Genomic DNA, 16,449 nt, shown 5'->3' with positions numbered 1-16,449 from the left:
GGCCGACGGGCGGTAGCGCGGTTCGGGTGCGGCATCGCCGGGGTGGGTCAGCGGCACCAACTTCGCGGTCAGCTTGAGTTCGGCCAAGAGTTCGGGGGTGATCACCCCATCGGCGCACCAGAGGCTACCCGGGTTGTCCCCGTCACCGTCAAGGGTGGCTTGGTCGGCGATGACGTGGATGGTGACCGCGGTGGCGTCCGGACGGGCCCCCGCCGCACAATCCGGGCGCCCACAGCGACACCCCAGCCGGGTGGCCCCGGCGGCCAGCGCGCCGAGAGCATCGGCGCGCCGCTGAGCCGGGGTGCGCGGATCATGCACACACACGGTGGCCGACAACGCGTTGAGCCGCTGATCCAGGGCGTGGGCATCGAGCGGGTTCAAGGTGCCCTCGAGGTAGGACACCCCAACCTGGGGGCCGTCCCAGATGCTGATCTGGCGGTCGTGGTGGCGCTGGCGGCGCTGGCGCACCGCATCTGCATCGACGCGGGCCACGATCGCATCGACCTTGCCCACCAGCCGGCCCTTGGTCAACGAGGGCCAGCGCCCGATATTGCCCGCGATCCGGGCATCGACTGTGGCCAGGATTTTGCGGTCGGTGATCAACGTGGTGCGCGCGGCGATGATCCGAAACGACCCGTAATCGATCTCCCCGGCGATGAACACCTGCGCGGTCAACGGCAACCGCTCCCGCATCACCCGGGCGTCCTCGACGCGGTAGAACCCCGCCCGCTGACTGAGCCGCAACTCCGCCGCCACCTCCGCGGCCACCGCCTCCATGGTGTCCACGCACCAATCCTCGGTATCCGAGCACCGCGACAACCGGTAGGCGAACAACGTCCCGATCGCCACCAGTTGCGCGGCCGCCGCCCGATTCTCCGCCCGCCACCCCTCGCTGAGCTGCCCGAGCCAGCCGGTGGACTCCGGCGTGGCCGAGGGATGACGGCGCTCCCAATACTCCTCCTCAGCCGCCATCGCCTCCGGGGAGGGCACCCGCCCCTTAGGCCGCTCAGCCACCGGCCGCTCACTCTCGAACATGTGTTCGATTATGCCACCGGGGTGTGACACGCCAAGCGAGTGAACAGCGGAAGCTGCGGGGCTGCAAACTAGTTATGTGACGGGCGTACCAGAGTCGGATGTTGTACGAGTCCGACGATGGTGCCGGGACCGCACGCCCGAGCATGTTCGTGACAGGGTCCGAGTCGAGGTAGATGTCGGAGAGCGTCATCTAACGATCGTCGAGTGTCGAGCGCCGCTATTCGGGACGACGGGCGAGGACTGGATCCGGTTCCCAGTAGCTCGGCTACGTTACATGAAGACACGCGCCGTGTGGTCTCTGTATTGGCGCGACCGCGACGCGCGTTTCCATGCTTACGACTTGGCACCGCCGACGGCTAACATAGAGAAGTTGCTTGCTGAGGTTGATCGGGATCCTACTGCGATTTTTGGGGTTGACCGGAGCGGCGCATTAGGTCGCCGTTCGCCAAGCACCGGTACTCAGGTCAGGTGCGATGTGTTGGGGGACAGATATTTTGAGGATCTGCTCAATAGCGCTCCTACCACGGACCGAGACCGTTGTTCGCGATCCAGTCGTCGATAACCCGCAACGCGACCGGTAGCGAAGCCCCCGATAGCACCATGTGGTCGGCTCCTGGAATCTCGACAACGGTCGAGTGCCGAAACTGAGCGGCCGTCTGCCGTACTACCTGGGCCGGCACCATGCGGTCGCATTCACCCCCGATCGCCAGCACCGGCGTCGCGACCGCCGCAGCGTCGACAACCGTGACCGTCGAGAGCTTCAACATCGCCAGCAACATCTCCCATTGCACCCGCCCGGATTCGCACACCAAGCCGGAATAGATTTTGCGCGCGGTTTCCTCGGTCTGACAATTGGCGATCCATCGGCGGAATTGGTCGAATGTCGGCGGGTGTACCGGTTTGGTCCATGGACGTAGCCGCAAGTAATGCGGCATGGCCAATCGGCGGTTGGCCGGAGTCGACGAGCCGGTGATGCCTGATGCGGGGGCGGGACACAGGACCACCAACCCGGTGTGTTCAATGCGAGCCGCGACCAGCTGTGCCAGTAATCCACCCATCGAGTGACCGACGAGCAGTGGCGGCGAATCAAGGGACGCAACGTAAGTCACCAAATCGGCGGTGTAGTCCCGAAGGCTGAGTGCCGCGATTTTCAACGCGCCCTCGTCAATCGGCAGCTCATGATGACGCAGTGTCGGAGTGTGCGCCCGGTAGCCCCGCTCCTCAAACGCACTACGGACAGCAGCCAACTGTTCCCCACGGCTCCAATTGCCGTGGATCAGAACAACGTGCTGCGTCGCGGACATGACAGCTCATGGTGGCACGGGAACGCTCCGACCAACACCCGCAACTCCTCATACCTACCCGATAAATTCGGGACGCGGCATCACTGTGAGTCGCGTGCCCGCCCGTTGTGCGGTGCCGCTCGAAGCGTTCTCGCCGCGCGGTGCCAAGCCGGCAAAAGGCAACCCTCCCAATGCGTTTGCGCTGTCGTCCGGAGTCGCCGCAGCGACGGCGCCGGCTAACTCCGCCGGGCGGGGTGTCGCGGCGACCGATGTCCAGCTCTGCGGCACGGACAGCGGTCCAAGGTGCGCTGCCCTACCCAGCTGTGCGGACACGGCCGACGGGGCCCACCCCGCGATCAGTCCCGCCTGCAGCGGAACCGTTCCGGCCGCACCGGCGAGCCCCGACACCTCGCTGGATAGGGCAGCGGTGGAGGAACCGAGCGTCTTGGCAACCGAACTCAGGGAAGACATCGCTGACACGGAGGAGCTGAAAGTTGATGTACCCGACTGCAACGGTTGCGCAAGCTGTTGCAGGGTCTGCGGAACCGTCGAGATCACCGCGGACAATTCCGCGAGCCCAGCAGCGTCAGCGACATCGTCGGGCGCAACGAACGCCATCAACGTCGAAGCGGCCGCCGAGCCGCTCGCATAGCCGTACATCGCCGCGGCATCTTGCGCCCACATATCGAAGTAGTCCGCCTCGGTCGCCGCAATGGCCGGGGTATTGACGCCCAGCACGTTGGTGGCGGTGAGCAACGTCAATAGCGCACGATTGGCCGCAACTACGGGCGGCGGCACGGTGGCCGATCGGGCTGTTTCGAATACCGTTGCTGCCATGTGTAATTGAGTAGCTGCATGCTGCGCCTGCGCCGCGGTGTTAGTCATCCAGGCCAGATACGTGCCGGCCGTGGTCATCATGGCGAGCGCTGCGTCGCTGCGCCATACCGCAGTGGTCAGGGCGGAGAGAATGTCGTTGCAGGAGGCCGCTCCGGCATAGAGGTTTTCGGCCGTCGCCTCCCAAGCCGCCGCAGCAGCGAGCATTGATGCCGCGCCGGGGCCGGAATACATCCTGGCCGAGTTGATTTCAGGTGGTAGTGCGCCAAAGTCCATGTCCTTGTCTCCAGGTGCGCCAGCCCGTGCGCGAATGGCCGCGAACGGGACTCGTTGCAGCAACAGCGATCACCGACCGAGCCCAGGGGGTACGGTCTGACGCTGACCACTCAGCGACGGGCTAGACAGAGCCGCGTCAAAAGATCGCGACCGACGATGGCAAGACGGGAACGCCTGGGCGGACTCCGCCCTCCGCTTGCCGCGAACCCGGTAAACAACGCAAGGGCACCGATCGCCACGACGATGCTGACTCCGACCGGCGCCGCGATATCCGGCGCGGGCCGGACCGTCGCGGTGAGCTTGTTGGGGCAGGGCAATTTCAAAGCTTCGGGGCGTGCGATGTGGTCGCCGGTGCCAACGAGCCGGCCGATGGGAGCGACGGCGAAAGCGGTGTGGACGACACTGTCCGCTGTCGGTTCGCGCTGCGGCAGATCGCAATGAGCCCCAATACCGAGCAGCAACGACGCGACAAGGATCGCGATCCACGGGCCCACGCGCCAACTACTCACCGCGCCATCATATACCCCTATGGGGTATAGGGCTACACGCTAGTGCACGGGCGGCGCACAGCCCTCTGGCGGCTGATGTGCGCTTTTCACACAGTTAGCCTAGGTAAGAAGAAAGGCATGGCGAAATTTACATATGCCGTTGTAAGTACAGCGGCGCTCGTTGTGGGTATCGGACTGATCGGCACGAGTGTGGCCAGTGAAGCTCATGCTCAGCCGGGACCTCCCCGGCACTGGTGTCCAGGCGATGTCTGGGACCCGGGGTGGGGAGCGAACCCGAACCCGTTCGGCTGCCACGACAACCCACAGGCTCTTGACCCCAACCTCTTTCCCAACGACCCGACTCCACCCGTGCCGGGCCCTGTGGCGCCGGAGCACCACCACACCGGCCAGCCCGGAAGGCCGTACGGCTCGGGCGGGCCTGGGCACCCGGGTGGGGCGCCCGGTGGGACTCCGGGTGGGATGCCCGACGGAACTCCGGGCGGAACGTCTGACGGAACTCCGGGTGGGCCGCCCGGCGGGAGTCCAGGTGGGACGCCCGGCGGAACGGCGCCAAGCGAAGGAGCGCCTGGTGGCGGAGCACCGGGCGGCGGGGCGCCTGGTGGCGGAGCACCGGGCGGCGGGGCGCCTGGTGGCGGAGCACCGAGCGGCGGGGCGCCTGGTGGGAGCACCGGTGGCGGCAGCACCGGCGGCGGTGGTGGCAGTACCGGAGGCGGCGGCAGCACCGGTGGCGGCAGCACCGGCGGCGGCAGCACCGGAGGCGGGGGCGGCGGACACGGCCGCTGACCGGCCGCCGCTTTGCTGGGATTGGCGACATCTGGGCAAGACCAGGAGACGTTCGCCTAATCGAGTCATAGGGTGGGTATGCGCGCTGAGAGAGTGAGATCAGTCGGACCCAGAAGGGGAGAGCATGTCGCACCCATCCAACGAGCAACAAGCCGCGACCAAGCGCCATCACGTGGTCATCATCGGAAGCGGATTCGGTGGCTTGAATGCGGCCAGGAAGCTCAAGCGGGCCGATGTCGATATCACCCTTATTTCCAAGACGACGACCCACCTGTTCCAGCCGTTGCTCTACCAGGTGGCCACCGGAATCCTGTCCGAGGGCGACATCGCCCCGACCACGCGGCTGATCCTGCGCCGGCAGAAGAACGTGCGGGTGCTGCTCGGCGAGGTCAACAACATTGACCTGAACGCACAGACGGTCACGTCGAAATTGCTGGACATGGACACCGTGACGCCGTTCGACAGCCTGATCGTTGCGTCCGGCTCCCAGCAGTCGTATTTCGGCAACGACCACTTCGCCACATTCGCCCCCGGCATGAAGACCATCGACGACGCGCTGGAACTGCGCGGCCGCATCCTGGGCGCGTTCGAGGCCGCCGAGGTGAGCACCGACCCGGCCGAGCGGGAACGTCGCCTCACCTTCGTCGTTGTCGGCGCGGGCCCCACCGGTGTGGAGGTGGCCGGGCAGATCGTGGAGCTCGCCGAACGTACCCTCGCCGGGGCGTTCCGGACCATCACGCCCAGTGAGTGCCGGGTCGTCCTGGTCGACGCCGCGCCCTTGGTGTTGCCGCCGATGGGCGAGAAGCTAGGCGGTAAAGCGCAACGACGGCTGGAGAAGATGGACGTAGAAGTCCAGCTCAACGCCATGGTCACCGAAGTCGACTACAAGGGCATCACGATCAAAGAGAAGGAGTCCGGGGAGCGCCGCATCGAATGCGCGGTCAAGGTGTGGGCGGCCGGTGTCCAGGCCAGCTCGTTGGGCAAGCTGGTCGCCGAGCAGTCCGACGGAACAGAGACCGACCGCGCCGGCCGGGTGGTCGTGGAGCCCGACCTTACCGTCAAGGGACACCCCAACGTCTTCGTCATCGGTGACCTTGCATCGGTCGAAGGAGTGCCCGGTATGGCGCAAGGCGCGATCCAGGGCGCGGCCTACGCGACCAAGGTGATCAAGAACATGGTCAAGGGCAAAGACGACCCGGCCACCCGCGAGCCGTTCAAGTACTTCAACAAGGGCAGCATGGCCACGATCTCGCGGTACAGCGCCGTCGCGCAGGTCGGCAAGGTCGAGTTCGGTGGCTTCATCGCCTGGTTGGCCTGGCTGGTGCTGCACCTGGCGTACCTGGTCGGCCACCGCAACCGGATCGCCGCGCTGTTCTCCTGGGTGATTTCTTTCCTGGGCCGCACCCGCGGGCAGATGGCCATCACCAGCCAGATGATCTACGCCCGAGTCGTGACCAAGTGGATGGAAGAAAGCCAGGGACTTGGGCCGGCTGAAAGCCAGGGCGCCCTGGCGGCCGCCGAGCGAGCCGAACGGGCCGAGCAGAAAGCAGCCGGCTAGCTCAGCGCCTGGTCGATATCGGCGATCAGATCGTCGGTGCCTTCCAGTCCGACGGAAATACGGACCACACCGTCGCCCAACCCGATGGCGGCTCGGCCCTCCGGACCCATCGCCCGGTGCGTCGTGGTCGCCGGGTGTGTCACAAGGGATTTGGCGTCACCGAGGTTGTTGGAGATGTCGATCAGCCGCAACTTGTCGAGCACTTCGAAGGCCCGCTGCTTGGACGCACCCTCGGGGGCATCCAGCTCGAAGGTGAGAACCGTTCCGCCGCCGGTCATTTGGCGCTTGGCCAGGTCGTACTGCGGATGTGACGGCAGGAACGGGTAGCGGACCCAGCGCACCGCGGGGTGCTCCTCCAGGAATTCAGCGATGCGTTGCGCCGAAGCGTTGCTGTAGTCGACCCGAACCGCCAGGGTCTCAAGGCCTTTCAGCAATACCCAGGCGTTGAAGGCGCTCAGTGCGGGACCGGTGTGGCGCATCAGCTTCTGCACCGGGCCGTCGATGTACTCTTGGTCACCCAGGATGGCCCCTCCCAGCACTCGGCCCTGGCCGTCGATGTGCTTGGTTCCGGAGTACACCACCACGTCGACGCCGAGCGGAAAGCCCTGCTGCAGCAACGGCGTCGCAAAGACGTTGTCCAACACCACCTTTGCGCCCGCGGCGTGAGCCAGCTCGGTGACCGCGGCGATGTCGACCAGCGACTGCATCGGGTTCGACGGCGTCTCGAAGAACACCGCCTGGGTGGGAACCGACAGGGCCTGCTCCCACTGCGAGAGATCGTCACCGTCGACGAAGACGGTCTCCACTCCCCAGCGCGGCAGGATCTCGTTGCAGACCACGAAACAGGAACCGAACAGGCTGCGCGCCGCCACCAAGCGATCGCCGGCACCCAGCAGGGCACCCAGCGAAACGAACACCGCGGCCATGCCGCTGGCCGTCGCAAACGCCGCCGGAGCGCCCTCGATCAGGCGCAGCCGCTCCTGGAACATGTTGACGGTGGGGTTGCCGTACCGCGAGTAGACGTAGTGGTCCACCTCGCCGGTGAACGACTGCTCGGCAACGGCCGCGGACGGGTAGACGTAGCCGGACGTCATGAACATCGCTTCGGCGGTCTCTTCGAACCCCGAGCGCGTCAGTCCCCCACGCACACCGATGGTGGCCTGGCCGACGCCGTCCGGCAGCGGCTTGGGGGTGCGAATGGATTTCGGGTCGGTCATCAGTGCACGGGCCCTGTTACTAACCTTGCTACTAGCCTTGTTTCTAACCTTGCTACTAACCTTGTTTCCAAGGCAGCCCTACTGCGCGCCAACCCGTGTCGCCACGATGGCCCTGCGCATCGAGCTGCCCTTCGAAGCCGTCCAACACGTTGTACGACGGCCCGATCCCGGCCTCCGTCGCCACTTCGGCGGCGCCGATGGAGCGGTTGCCGGAACGGCACAGGAACACCACCGGGCGCTCACCCTGGGCGGCCGGCAACTTGTCCTGCAGTTCGGCGAGGAACCTGTCGTTGTGCTGCCCGTTCGACCTGTTCCACTCGATGTAGAGCACGTCGCGTCCCAGACTCGAGAGGTCGGGAACCCCCACGAAGCGCCACTCGGCGTCGGTACGCACGTCCACGAGCACAGCGTCGGGGTTGTCCGTCAGCATTTTCCACGCCTCGAGAGGCGTGATGTCTCCTGCGTAGCTCACCCGCGTGAGTCTCGCACATTCAGCCTGGCGGAGACCTGCCGGGCGCGGTCGCGCGCGGCGGCCACGTCAGGAGCGGTGGCCAGCGCCACCCCCCATCTGTCCGGCGAGCGCGCGGGTTGGCCCACGGGCGCCGGGACGAACACCCGCAGGTCACTCTCCGGCACCGCAAGGGCTTCGGCGAGCACGTCACCACTGGGTGCCACGCCGGGTGCCGTCGCGCCCTGATCGATCACCCGGGCGGCGCCCGGCGAGATCATCAGGGTGTCGGCCGCTACCCCCAACACGGTCCTGGCCTGCAGTTCGAATGCCGAAAGCCGCTGGCCGCGAAGGGTTACCCAGGCTGCGTCCGACAGACCCGCCACCACGTCTGCGAAATACACCTCGTCGCCGTTGATCATCAACTCGACGCTGTAGACCCCACGCCCGCCCAGCGCCTTGACGATGCGCGCGGCTATCGACTTCGCGGCGTCCAGCGCAGCCGGCGTCAGCTCCTGCGGTTGCCAGAATTCCAGCGCCTCGGCGTCCTCGCTGGAATGCCCGATCGGTGAACAGAACCCGATGGACGGGCCGGACGGACCCTCGCTGCGCACCACGATCAGGGTGACCAGAAACTCGACGTCGACCACCGTCTCGGCCCAGACCCGGCTGCCTCCGCCTGCGGCCGCGCGCTCCCAGGCGCCGGCGACCTCGGCGGCCTCGCGAACCACCGACCGGTTGCGGCCGTCATCACCGGTTACCGGCTTGACCAGCAGCGGGTAGCCGGCGTGGGCGGCCACCGCCTCGAGTTCGGCAAGCGACTCGACGAACCAGAACGGGGCGGTGGGCAGGCCGAGTTCGTCGGCCGCCAGCCGGCGCAGGCCTTCCCGATCCGCAGTGAGCCGCACGCCGCGGGCACTGGGCACCAGCTCGCTGTCCTGGTCTTCCAAACCATCGATGGCGACCACGTCGACCGCCCCGGCGAGGGTGACCACGAAGTCCGGTTGCAACCCTTGCGCGACCGCCGTGAGCTCTTCGGCGTCGGCGATCGTCTCGGCGTCGGCGGTGATGACCTCGGCGCCCAGCCGCTGCAGGGCGACGGTCAACTCCTCACCCGCCGGATCGGATCCGAGCACCAACACGCGCGGGCCGACATCGGGTTCGGCCTCGATGGACAGCACCGTCGTGCCCTGGTCAACCTCTGCTGGGAGCTGCTGGTCGCCGGCTCCCCCTGGTCCTTCGGTAACGCCGTCGGTCACCGCTCAAGGATAGGGGCGATCCCCCGAGCAACGCCGCTGGAGTCTTCTCTGGGAAGTTGTGAAAGTCTTGTGAAAATTTGCTGAAGGGCGCGGCACCGCGTTGCCGCGGGGAGGTGCATGGCTGTCGTGAGTTCCGGACCGTTGGGGGGCATAGGCATGCTTGGCGTGGAGTACGGGGCGCTGCCACCAGAAATCAATTCGGCCCGAATCTATTCCGGTCCCGGATCGGCTCCGCTGGTCGAAGCGGCGACTGCCTGGGAGAGGCTGGCCAACGAGCTGAATGCGACGGCGGAGTCCTATACGGCGGTGATCTCCGGACTCGCCGGCCACGAGTGGCTGGGCTCGTCGTCCATTTCGATGGCGGCTGCGGTAGCTCCGTACGTGACCTGGATGCGGGTTACCGCCGCCCAAGCGGAGCAGGCCGCCGCCCAGGCGGTGGCCGCAGCAAACGCTTACGAAGCCGCCTACGCCGCTACCGTGCCACCGGCGGCAATCGCTGCCAACCGCAACACCGTCATCTCATTGGCGCAGACCAACATCTTCGGCCAGAACACGCCGGCGATCGCGACCGGCGAGGCGGATTACGGGGAAATGTGGGCGCAGGACGTCGTCGCCATGGCGGGCTACGCCGGCGATTCCGAAGCGGCGTCGCAGCTGACGCCGTTCGTCTCGCCGCCGGCCACCACTGACGAGGGCGCCCCCCTCGCCGCCGCCGTGGCGCCCGCGGCGCCGGTGATCCCCCTGCCAACTCCGTTCGAGGATCTCGACCTGCTGGTGCTCACTACGGCGGGTCTCGCCGGCGCCAGCCTGATCGTGGCATTGGGGCAGTTCAGCGAGGAAGTTCGCAGTGACGAGGTGGAGGAAGAAGAGCTCGAACAGGGCAACGAACTCGAAGAACAAGAACTCAAGGGCGGTCGACCGGTCCCCGCTGAGCGGCCCCTGGTCGGCCCGGGCCGGATAGGACTGCGGTCCGTGGGCGCCGCGGCGGCCGCGGTTTCCGGCGCCGGCGCCGGCCTCGGTGGATTGACGGTGCCGCAGAGCTGGTTCATGCCTCCCGCGGTGCGCCAGGTCGCCGCGATGTACCCCGGCACCACGCCAGTGGTGATCGGCGGGGAGGAGGGCGGCTACGCCGGGCTGGCGGTGGCGGGGATGGCGGGCACCGGGCTCGCGGGCCTGGCAGCCCGGGGTGGTTCGTCGTCGACCCCGACGCAGGCAGCCCCCGCGGCCAGCGGCGCCGCCGCCGCCGCGAGTCGGCCCGCCGCCAATGCGCCGGCCATTCCGGCGGCCGCGACCGCGGCGCAGTTCCCAGGTCTGCCGCAAGGGCTGCCGCCCGGCGTGGTCGCCAATCTCGCCGCGACGCTGGCGGCGATCCCGGGGGCGACCATCATCGTGGTGCCGCCGAATCCGAATCAGCAGTGATCAGGGCTGCCCGGGCAGCAGTCGCACCATCAGGCCGTTCCCCTCGGCCAGCACCGTCTCGTTGGTGTCCACCAGTTCCGCGGACACGAACGCCTTGCGACCCTCGATACCGGTGACGCGTCCGCGGATCGCCAGTGGCGTGTCGATCGGGGTGATCTTGCGGTAATCGACGTGCAGGAAGGCGGTTCGGCTGATCGGCCGGCCGGCAGCGTGCGAGATCATGCCGAACATGTGGTCGAACAGCAGGGGCAGCACCCCGCCGTGCACCGCCATGTTGCCCCCAACGTGAAATCGGCTGAAGTAGCCGGTCATTTCGACGCCGTCGGGTCCGTAGCGCGTCAAGTCCCAGGGCGGCATCAGCAGGTTGCCCATGCCGGGCAGGTCCGGCGTCCGTCCCGCCGGGGACCTGCCCTCTTCGGCCTGGAACGGCCCGAGCAACTCGACGAGCGCGGCGGCGTGCTCGGCCGCCTTGTCCCAGACGTCGTCGCTGGGATCGGCCGACACGGCCAGGTCCTGCACCTTGCGCATGGAAGTGACGAAGCGGCGGAAGCCCGCTCCCGGATCGGCCGCCCCGTATTCCGGGAAGCCGCCGTGGTGTTCGTATTCGGGGTCGAGTTCCTTGGGGTCCGGATCGGTCACGGACGCGCCGCCAGCACGTCGCGCCGCACGATGGTCTGGTCACGGCCCGGACCCACGCCGACGCACGAAACATGGGCTCCGGCAAGCTCTTCGAGCCGCAGCACGTAGTCGCGCGCCTTGGCGGGCAGGTCGTCGAATTCGCGCGCGCCGGAGATGTCTTCCCACCAGCCCGGCAGCTCCTCGTACACCGGCTCCGCCCGGCACAGCAGGCTCTGGGTCATCGGCATTTCGGAGGTCTGCTTGCCGTCGATCTTGTAGCCCACACAGACCGGCACCGTCTCCAGGCTGGACAGCACGTCGAGTTTGGTCAGGAAGTAGTCGGTGATGCCGTTGACCCGGGTGGCGTAACGCGCGATCACAGCGTCGAACCAGCCGCACCGGCGCCGGCGGCCGGTGGTGACCCCGAACTCGCCGCCCGTCTTGGACAGATACTCGCCCTTCTCGTCGAACAGCTCGGTCGGGAACGGACCGGACCCCACCCGCGTGGTGTAGGCCTTCAGGATGCCCAGCACCGTGGTGATCCTGGTCGGGCCGATACCGGAGCCGACCGAGGCGCCGCCCGCGGTCGGATTCGACGACGTGACATACGGATATGTGCCGTGATCGACGTCCAGCAGCGTGCCCTGCGAACCTTCCAGCAACACCGTCTCGCCGGCCTCCAACGCGGTGTTGAGCAGTAGCCGCGTGTCGGCGATGCGGTGCTTGAAGCCCTCGGCCTGCTGCAGCAGCGACTCGACGACCTGCTCGGGCTCGAGCGCCTTGCGGTTGTAGATCTTGACCAGAATCTGGTTCTTGAGCTCCAGCGCCGCCTCGATCTTGTGCGTCAGCTGCGTCGGGTCGAGCACGTCGGCCGCCCGGATACCCATCCGGGCGATCTTGTCCTGGTAGCACGGCCCGATGCCGCGTCCGGTGGTGCCGATCTTCTTGCTGCCCATATAGCGCTCGGTGACCTTGTCGATCGCGACGTGGTAGGGCATCAGCAGGTGCGCGTCCGCGGATATCAGCAGCTTGGAGGTGTCGACGCCGCGGTCTTCGAGGCCTTTGAGCTCGTCGAGGAGCACGCCGGGATCGATGACGACGCCGTTGCCGATGACATTGGTTACCCCGGGCGTAAGGACGCCCGAAGGGATCAGGTGCAGGGCGAAGTTCTCGCCGGTGGGCAGTACAACGGTGTGCCCGGCGTTGTTGCCACCCTGGTAGCGCACCACCCACTGCACCCGGCCACCGAGGAGATCGGTGGCCTTACCTTTGCCCTCGTCGCCCCACTGGGCGCCGATCAGGACGATTGCCGGCATGACGTGCTCCCAACTCGTCTCGCAGGTTGGGCCGCTTATTGTGGTCCAGCCGGTGACCTACCCTACCCAGCGGTTTGCAAGGAGTGTCATGAATGCGGCGCAGAAGGCGTCCGGCGTGGCGGTATTGGTGTTCGGCGAAGCCCGCCCGCCTCGGTCCCTGCGCGACCTGCCCACCCACCGCGTCGGCGATCCCGCTGACCTCGACGCTCTGCTCGACACCTTTGGGCGGTTGGTGGTGGTCGGGCGGGACGCCGACCTGGCCACCGTGCTGACGCGACTGCTGCGCACCGACCGGCTGGACGTCGAGGTGGGCTACGTGCCGCGCCGGCGCACCCGCGCGACCCGCGCCTACCGGCTGCCGTCGGGTTTGCGCGCCGCCCGCCGCGCGCGACGCGGGACCGCCCGCCGGGTACCGCTGATCCGCGACGAGACCGGCACGGTGATCGTCGGGCGCGGCGCGTGGCTACCGAGCGAGGGCGCCGCGTCGATGCGCGGTGAAGCCGTCGTGGACGACACGGTGTTGTTCGACGGCGACGTCGCGGCGGTCTGGATCGAGCCCACGTTGGCGTTGCCTGGCGTGCGCGCCGCCGTGGCGGGCCGGTGGGTGCGCTGGTTCAGTGGGCGCGCCGCACAGCTGGGCACCACCGGAGCGGCAGTGATCCGCGACGGTGTCGCCGCGCCCCGACCGATCCGCAGATCGTCGTTCTACCGCAATGTCGAAGGGTGGCAGCTGGTTCGGTAGTTTCGACCGGTGCGGCCCAGCCCGATCTTCCTTGGCCTGGTCGGCCTGACGGTCATCGGTGGGGCGCTGGCCTGGGCCGCCGGATCGGTCGTGCGGCCGCTGGCCTACGCCGGCGTGTTCGTCTTCGTGATCGCGGGCTGGCTGGTGTCGTTGTGCCTGCACGAGTTCGGGCATGCGTACACGGCATGGCGATTCGGCGACCGTGACGCCGCCGTGCGCGGCTACCTCAGCCTGGATCCGCGTCGCTACAGCCACCTCGCACTGTCGCTGGTGTTGCCGATGGTGTTCATCGCGCTGGGCGGCATCGGGCTGCCGGGCGCGGCGGTGTATCTGCAGACCGGGTTCATGGCGCCCGCCCGCCGGACCCTCGTCAGTCTGGCGGGTCCGGCGGCCAACCTGCTGCTGGCGGTTTTGCTGCTGGCCGCGGTGCGTGTTTGGTACGACCCGGCCCATCTGGTGTTCGCGGCCGGGATGGCGTTTCTGGGGTTCCTGCAACTGACCGCGGTGGTGCTGAATCTGCTGCCGGTCCCCGGCCTGGACGGCTACGACGCCGTCGAGCCTCATTTGAGCCGGCAGACGCAGCGTGCCCTGGCACCGGCGAAACAATTCGGGCTCTTCGTGCTGCTGATCGTGTTACTGGCGCCCGGGCTGAACCGCTATTTCTTCGAGGCCGTGTACTGGCTTTTCGACCTGTCCGGGGTGCCGCCGAGGCTATCGATGGCCGGGGCTGGCCTGACCCGATTCTGGGGCGCCTGGTTCTGAGTATTGCGATATATGCAATTTCACGCATATATTACTGCGCATGGGTGCCGGACACAGTCACACTCCCGCGGAGGCGGATGGGTCGCGGATGATCCCCCGGATGATCGGCGCCGCGACCATTCTGGCCACCTTTTTCGTCATCGAGCTGACGACAGCGCTGCTGATCAACTCGATAGCGCTGCTGGCCGATGCGGGGCACATGCTCACCGATGTGGTGGCGGTGTTCATGGGGTTGACCGCCGTCGTGCTCGCCCGTCGGGGCAGCTCGTCACCCGACCGCACCTACGGCTGGCACCGTGCCGAGGTATTCACCGCGGTGGCGAACGCGCTGCTGTTGGTCGGGGTGGCGCTGTTCATCCTGTACGAGGCGATCGACCGGCTCGGCGGAGCGCCGGCAGTGCCCGGCGTGCCGATGATCGTGGTGGCCCTGGCCGGCGTGGCCGCCAACTTTGTGGTGGCGATGCTGCTGCGGTCTCATTCGGACCAGAGCCTGGCGGTCAAGGGCGCCTACATGGAGGTGGTGGCCGACACCGTCGGCAGCATCGGCGTCCTGATCGCCGGCATCGTGACCGTCACGACGCGCTGGCCCTACGCCGACGTGGTGGTCGCGGTGCTCGTCGCGCTGTGGGTATTGCCGCGGGCGATCGCGCTGGCCCGCGCCGCGCTGCGCATCCTGTCCGAGTCGTCGCCGGCGCACATTGACGTTGCCGAACTACGTTCGGCCCTGGGCGAGCTCGACGGCGTGACCGACGTCCACGACCTGCACGTGTGGACGCTGTCACCGGGCAAAGACATGGTCACCGCCCACCTGACCAGCGACCGGGACTCCGCGCAGGTGCTGAACGCGGCACGTGCGGTACTTTCCGCCCGCGGACTGGACCACGCCACCGTGCAGATCGATTGCCCGGACGGGCACTGCGAAGAGACGTTCTAGCTCGAACTAAAGACCGAGGGCCTTGCGACCTTCGGGATCACAGTCGTCGAGTAGGTCCAGGCAGCGCCGGTATTCGTCGGTTTCGCCGATGGCATCCGCCGCGCGCGCCAGCGCCGCCACACACCGCAGGAATCCGCGGTTGGGCTCGTGCGAATACGGCACCGGGCCGAAGCCCCGCCAGCCGTTGCGGCGCAGTTGGTCCAGCCCCCGGTGGTAGCCGGTGCGCGCGTATGCGTAGGCCGTGATCGCACGGTCTTCGGCAAGTGCCTCCTCGGCGAGCGTCGCCCAGGCCACCGACGCGGACGGGTGCGCTGCGGCGACGATGCCCGGGTTCTCGCCGGCGAGCAGCGCAGCCTCGGCCTCGCTGTCACCCGGCAGCAGAATTGGATCAGGTCCCAGAAGATCACCGGTCGGCGTCATGCCTACATCTTGCCAAGCCTGTCGCTAAGCTCCACTCATGCCCAACGCACCTGAGTCGGACCGCGACGGCAAATCCTTCAGCGGCAACCCGGAGCGCGAGCGCGACAACAGCAGCGAGGCCACCGAGGGCTACCCCTTGGCCACAGGTGATGCCGAAACCGAGGCTCTGAGGATCGCCAAGAAGCAATCGGACGAGACGTCCGAACCGACCCTCCCGGACGAACCCGAGCGGCGCTTCACCGCGCCCGGCTTCGACGAGAAAGAAACCCAGGTCATCGCCACCGCCCCGGAGGCCGCCACCGAGGCCTTCCAAACCCGCCCGGCACCCCAGGGCTCGGTGCCGCCAGGTTCCCAGCCACCACCAGGGGCCCAGCCGCCGCCTAAAGCGGCAGTGCCGCAGTCGATTCCGCCGCGTGGCGCGACAAAAACCGCACCTAAGCATCGCAACTGGGGCTGGGTGCTGGCGATCGTGGTGATCGTGCTGGCGCTGGCAGCGATCGCCATCTTCGGCACGGTACTGCTGACCCGCACCAAGCACGCCAAGCCCTCGCAGGAGGAGCAGGTGCGGCAGACCATCCAGAGCTTCGACGTGGCAATACAGCGCGGCGACCTGACCGCGCTGCGTGGCATCACCTGCGGCACCACCCGCGACGGCTACGTGGACTACGACGAGAAGGCCTGGACGGAGACCTACCGCCGGGTGTCGGCGGCCAAGCAGTATCCGGTGATCGCCAGCATCGACCAGGTAGTGGTCAACGGCCAGCACGCGGAGGCCAACATCACCTCGTTCATGGCCTATGACCCGCAAACGCGGTCGACGCGCAGCCTGGATCTGCAGTACCGCGACGAGCAGTGGAAGATCTGCCAGTCCCCTAGTTAGAGGCGCGAGTTACCCCCGCGGGGCCCCCCCCCCCCCCCCCCCCCCCCCCCCGGGGGGGGGGGGGGGGGGGGGGGGCGGGGCCCCCGGGGGGGGGGGGGGCCCCCCCCGCGGGGGGGGGGGGGGGCGCCGGGGACCCCGCGGGCGCGACCCCCCCCC

Annotated in this window: 18 protein-coding genes and 1 pseudogene; 9 read left to right on the top strand and 10 right to left on the bottom strand. The window is 67.7% G+C overall.

Annotation, left to right across the window (positions count from 1 at the left end; translation table 11 throughout):
- A partial coding sequence (locus tag A9X01_RS19015; protein ID WP_253849203.1) for a DUF222 domain-containing protein occupies positions 1 to 1,035 on the bottom strand: 1,035 nt, incomplete at its 3' end.
- Positions 1,036 to 1,111: 76 nt separating this feature from the next.
- Here A9X01_RS19015 and A9X01_RS31905 point away from each other — a divergent pair.
- Positions 1,112 to 1,597, top strand: coding sequence for a DUF3024 domain-containing protein (locus tag A9X01_RS31905; RefSeq protein ID WP_301336945.1), 486 nt, complete (start codon positions 1,112 to 1,114; stop codon positions 1,595 to 1,597).
- Here A9X01_RS31905 and A9X01_RS19010 read toward each other — a convergent pair.
- From A9X01_RS19010 to lpqS, 3 genes are all read right to left on the bottom strand, one after another.
- The gene (locus tag A9X01_RS19010; RefSeq protein WP_065122241.1) at positions 1,554 to 2,339 is read right to left on the bottom strand and encodes an alpha/beta hydrolase; all 786 of its coding nucleotides are present in this window, start codon (positions 2,337 to 2,339) and stop codon (positions 1,554 to 1,556) included. The genes A9X01_RS31905 and A9X01_RS19010 overlap by 44 nt on opposite strands.
- A gap of 54 nt (positions 2,340 to 2,393) precedes the next feature.
- Entirely contained in the window at positions 2,394 to 3,428 is a 1,035-nt protein-coding gene (locus tag A9X01_RS19005; RefSeq protein WP_065122240.1) for a PPE family protein, read from the bottom strand.
- A gap of 110 nt (positions 3,429 to 3,538) precedes the next feature.
- Positions 3,539 to 3,922 (bottom strand): putative copper homeostasis (lipo)protein LpqS, encoded by a 384-nt coding sequence (gene lpqS, locus A9X01_RS19000; RefSeq protein ID WP_065122239.1) that lies wholly within the window; start codon positions 3,920 to 3,922, stop codon positions 3,539 to 3,541.
- A 90-nt stretch (positions 3,923 to 4,012) separates the two neighbouring features.
- Between lpqS and A9X01_RS32380 the strand changes: the two are divergent.
- From A9X01_RS32380 to A9X01_RS18995, 3 genes and pseudogenes are all read left to right on the top strand, one after another.
- Positions 4,013 to 4,222 (top strand): annotated as a pseudogene (locus tag A9X01_RS32380) (Mtp family mycobacterial-type pilin); the annotation flags it as partial.
- 174 nt (positions 4,223 to 4,396) lie between these two features.
- A complete protein-coding gene (locus A9X01_RS30895) occupies positions 4,397 to 4,720 on the top strand; it encodes a hypothetical protein (protein WP_216638929.1) in 324 nt (107 codons plus the stop codon).
- A 124-nt stretch (positions 4,721 to 4,844) separates the two neighbouring features.
- The gene (locus A9X01_RS18995) at positions 4,845 to 6,278 is read left to right on the top strand and encodes an NAD(P)/FAD-dependent oxidoreductase (RefSeq protein ID WP_065122238.1); all 1,434 of its coding nucleotides are present in this window, start codon (positions 4,845 to 4,847) and stop codon (positions 6,276 to 6,278) included.
- Here the strand turns inward: A9X01_RS18995 and A9X01_RS18990 are convergent.
- Genes A9X01_RS18990 through purT form a run of 3 tightly spaced genes read right to left on the bottom strand, consistent with a single transcriptional unit; the run spans position 6,275 to position 9,124 of the window.
- Positions 6,275 to 7,495, bottom strand: a complete 1,221-nt coding sequence (locus tag A9X01_RS18990; RefSeq protein WP_065122237.1) for an O-succinylhomoserine sulfhydrylase — start codon at positions 7,493 to 7,495, stop codon at positions 6,275 to 6,277. The two genes, A9X01_RS18995 and A9X01_RS18990, sit on opposite strands and share 4 nt — an antisense overlap.
- Positions 7,496 to 7,550: 55 nt before the next feature.
- On the bottom strand, positions 7,551 to 7,967 hold the full coding sequence (locus A9X01_RS18985; protein ID WP_065122236.1) for a rhodanese-like domain-containing protein: 417 nt from the start codon (positions 7,965 to 7,967) through the stop codon (positions 7,551 to 7,553).
- Positions 7,964 to 9,124, bottom strand: coding sequence for a formate-dependent phosphoribosylglycinamide formyltransferase (purT, locus tag A9X01_RS18980; protein WP_253849205.1), 1,161 nt, complete (start codon positions 9,122 to 9,124; stop codon positions 7,964 to 7,966). Before purT ends, A9X01_RS18985 begins: the two co-directional genes overlap by 4 nt.
- Before the next feature lie 243 nt (positions 9,125 to 9,367).
- Between purT and A9X01_RS18975 the strand changes: the two genes are divergently transcribed.
- Positions 9,368 to 10,621 carry a PPE family protein gene (locus A9X01_RS18975; protein ID WP_155772165.1) on the top strand — a complete coding sequence of 418 codons (1,254 nt, stop codon included), beginning with the start codon at positions 9,368 to 9,370 and terminating at the stop codon, positions 10,619 to 10,621.
- Here A9X01_RS18975 and A9X01_RS18970 read toward each other — a convergent pair whose 3' ends face one another.
- On the bottom strand, positions 10,622 to 11,260 hold the full coding sequence (locus A9X01_RS18970) for a PaaI family thioesterase (protein ID WP_065122233.1): 639 nt from the start codon (positions 11,258 to 11,260) through the stop codon (positions 10,622 to 10,624). It lies immediately after the preceding gene.
- Positions 11,257 to 12,555 carry an adenylosuccinate synthase gene (locus A9X01_RS18965; RefSeq protein WP_065122232.1) on the bottom strand — a complete coding sequence of 433 codons (1,299 nt, stop codon included), beginning with the start codon at positions 12,553 to 12,555 and terminating at the stop codon, positions 11,257 to 11,259. The genes A9X01_RS18970 and A9X01_RS18965 overlap by 4 nt, the downstream gene beginning before the upstream one ends.
- Positions 12,556 to 12,643: 88 nt before the next feature.
- Between A9X01_RS18965 and A9X01_RS18960 the strand changes: the two genes are divergently transcribed.
- From A9X01_RS18960 to A9X01_RS18950, 3 genes are read left to right on the top strand one after another with little or no spacing between them, the layout of a single operon-like run.
- Positions 12,644 to 13,297, top strand: a complete 654-nt coding sequence (locus tag A9X01_RS18960) for a peptidase M50 (protein WP_065122231.1) — start codon at positions 12,644 to 12,646, stop codon at positions 13,295 to 13,297.
- A 9-nt stretch (positions 13,298 to 13,306) separates the two neighbouring features.
- The gene (locus A9X01_RS18955; protein WP_065122230.1) at positions 13,307 to 14,059 is read left to right on the top strand and encodes a site-2 protease family protein; all 753 of its coding nucleotides are present in this window, start codon (positions 13,307 to 13,309) and stop codon (positions 14,057 to 14,059) included.
- Between the two features lie 40 nt (positions 14,060 to 14,099).
- Positions 14,100 to 14,993, top strand: a complete 894-nt coding sequence (locus A9X01_RS18950; RefSeq protein ID WP_065122229.1) for a cation diffusion facilitator family transporter — start codon at positions 14,100 to 14,102, stop codon at positions 14,991 to 14,993.
- 6 nt (positions 14,994 to 14,999) lie between these two features.
- Here the strand turns inward: A9X01_RS18950 and A9X01_RS18945 are convergent, their stop codons facing one another.
- Complete coding sequence (locus tag A9X01_RS18945) at positions 15,000 to 15,413, bottom strand: DUF3151 domain-containing protein (RefSeq protein WP_065122228.1); 414 nt, start codon at positions 15,411 to 15,413, stop codon at positions 15,000 to 15,002.
- A gap of 37 nt (positions 15,414 to 15,450) precedes the next feature.
- On the opposite strand from A9X01_RS18945, the gene A9X01_RS18940 reads away from it, so the two are divergent.
- Complete coding sequence (locus tag A9X01_RS18940) at positions 15,451 to 16,293, top strand: Rv0361 family membrane protein (RefSeq protein ID WP_065122227.1); 843 nt, start codon at positions 15,451 to 15,453, stop codon at positions 16,291 to 16,293.
- Positions 16,294 to 16,449 lie beyond the last annotated feature (156 nt).

Source organism: Mycobacterium asiaticum, assembly GCF_001668675.1.
In the GTDB taxonomy this organism is placed as follows: Bacteria; Actinomycetota; Actinomycetes; order Mycobacteriales; family Mycobacteriaceae; genus Mycobacterium; species Mycobacterium asiaticum_D.
Note: the sequence above shows the minus strand (reverse complement) of the source record. Positions and strands in the feature narration are given on the sequence as shown.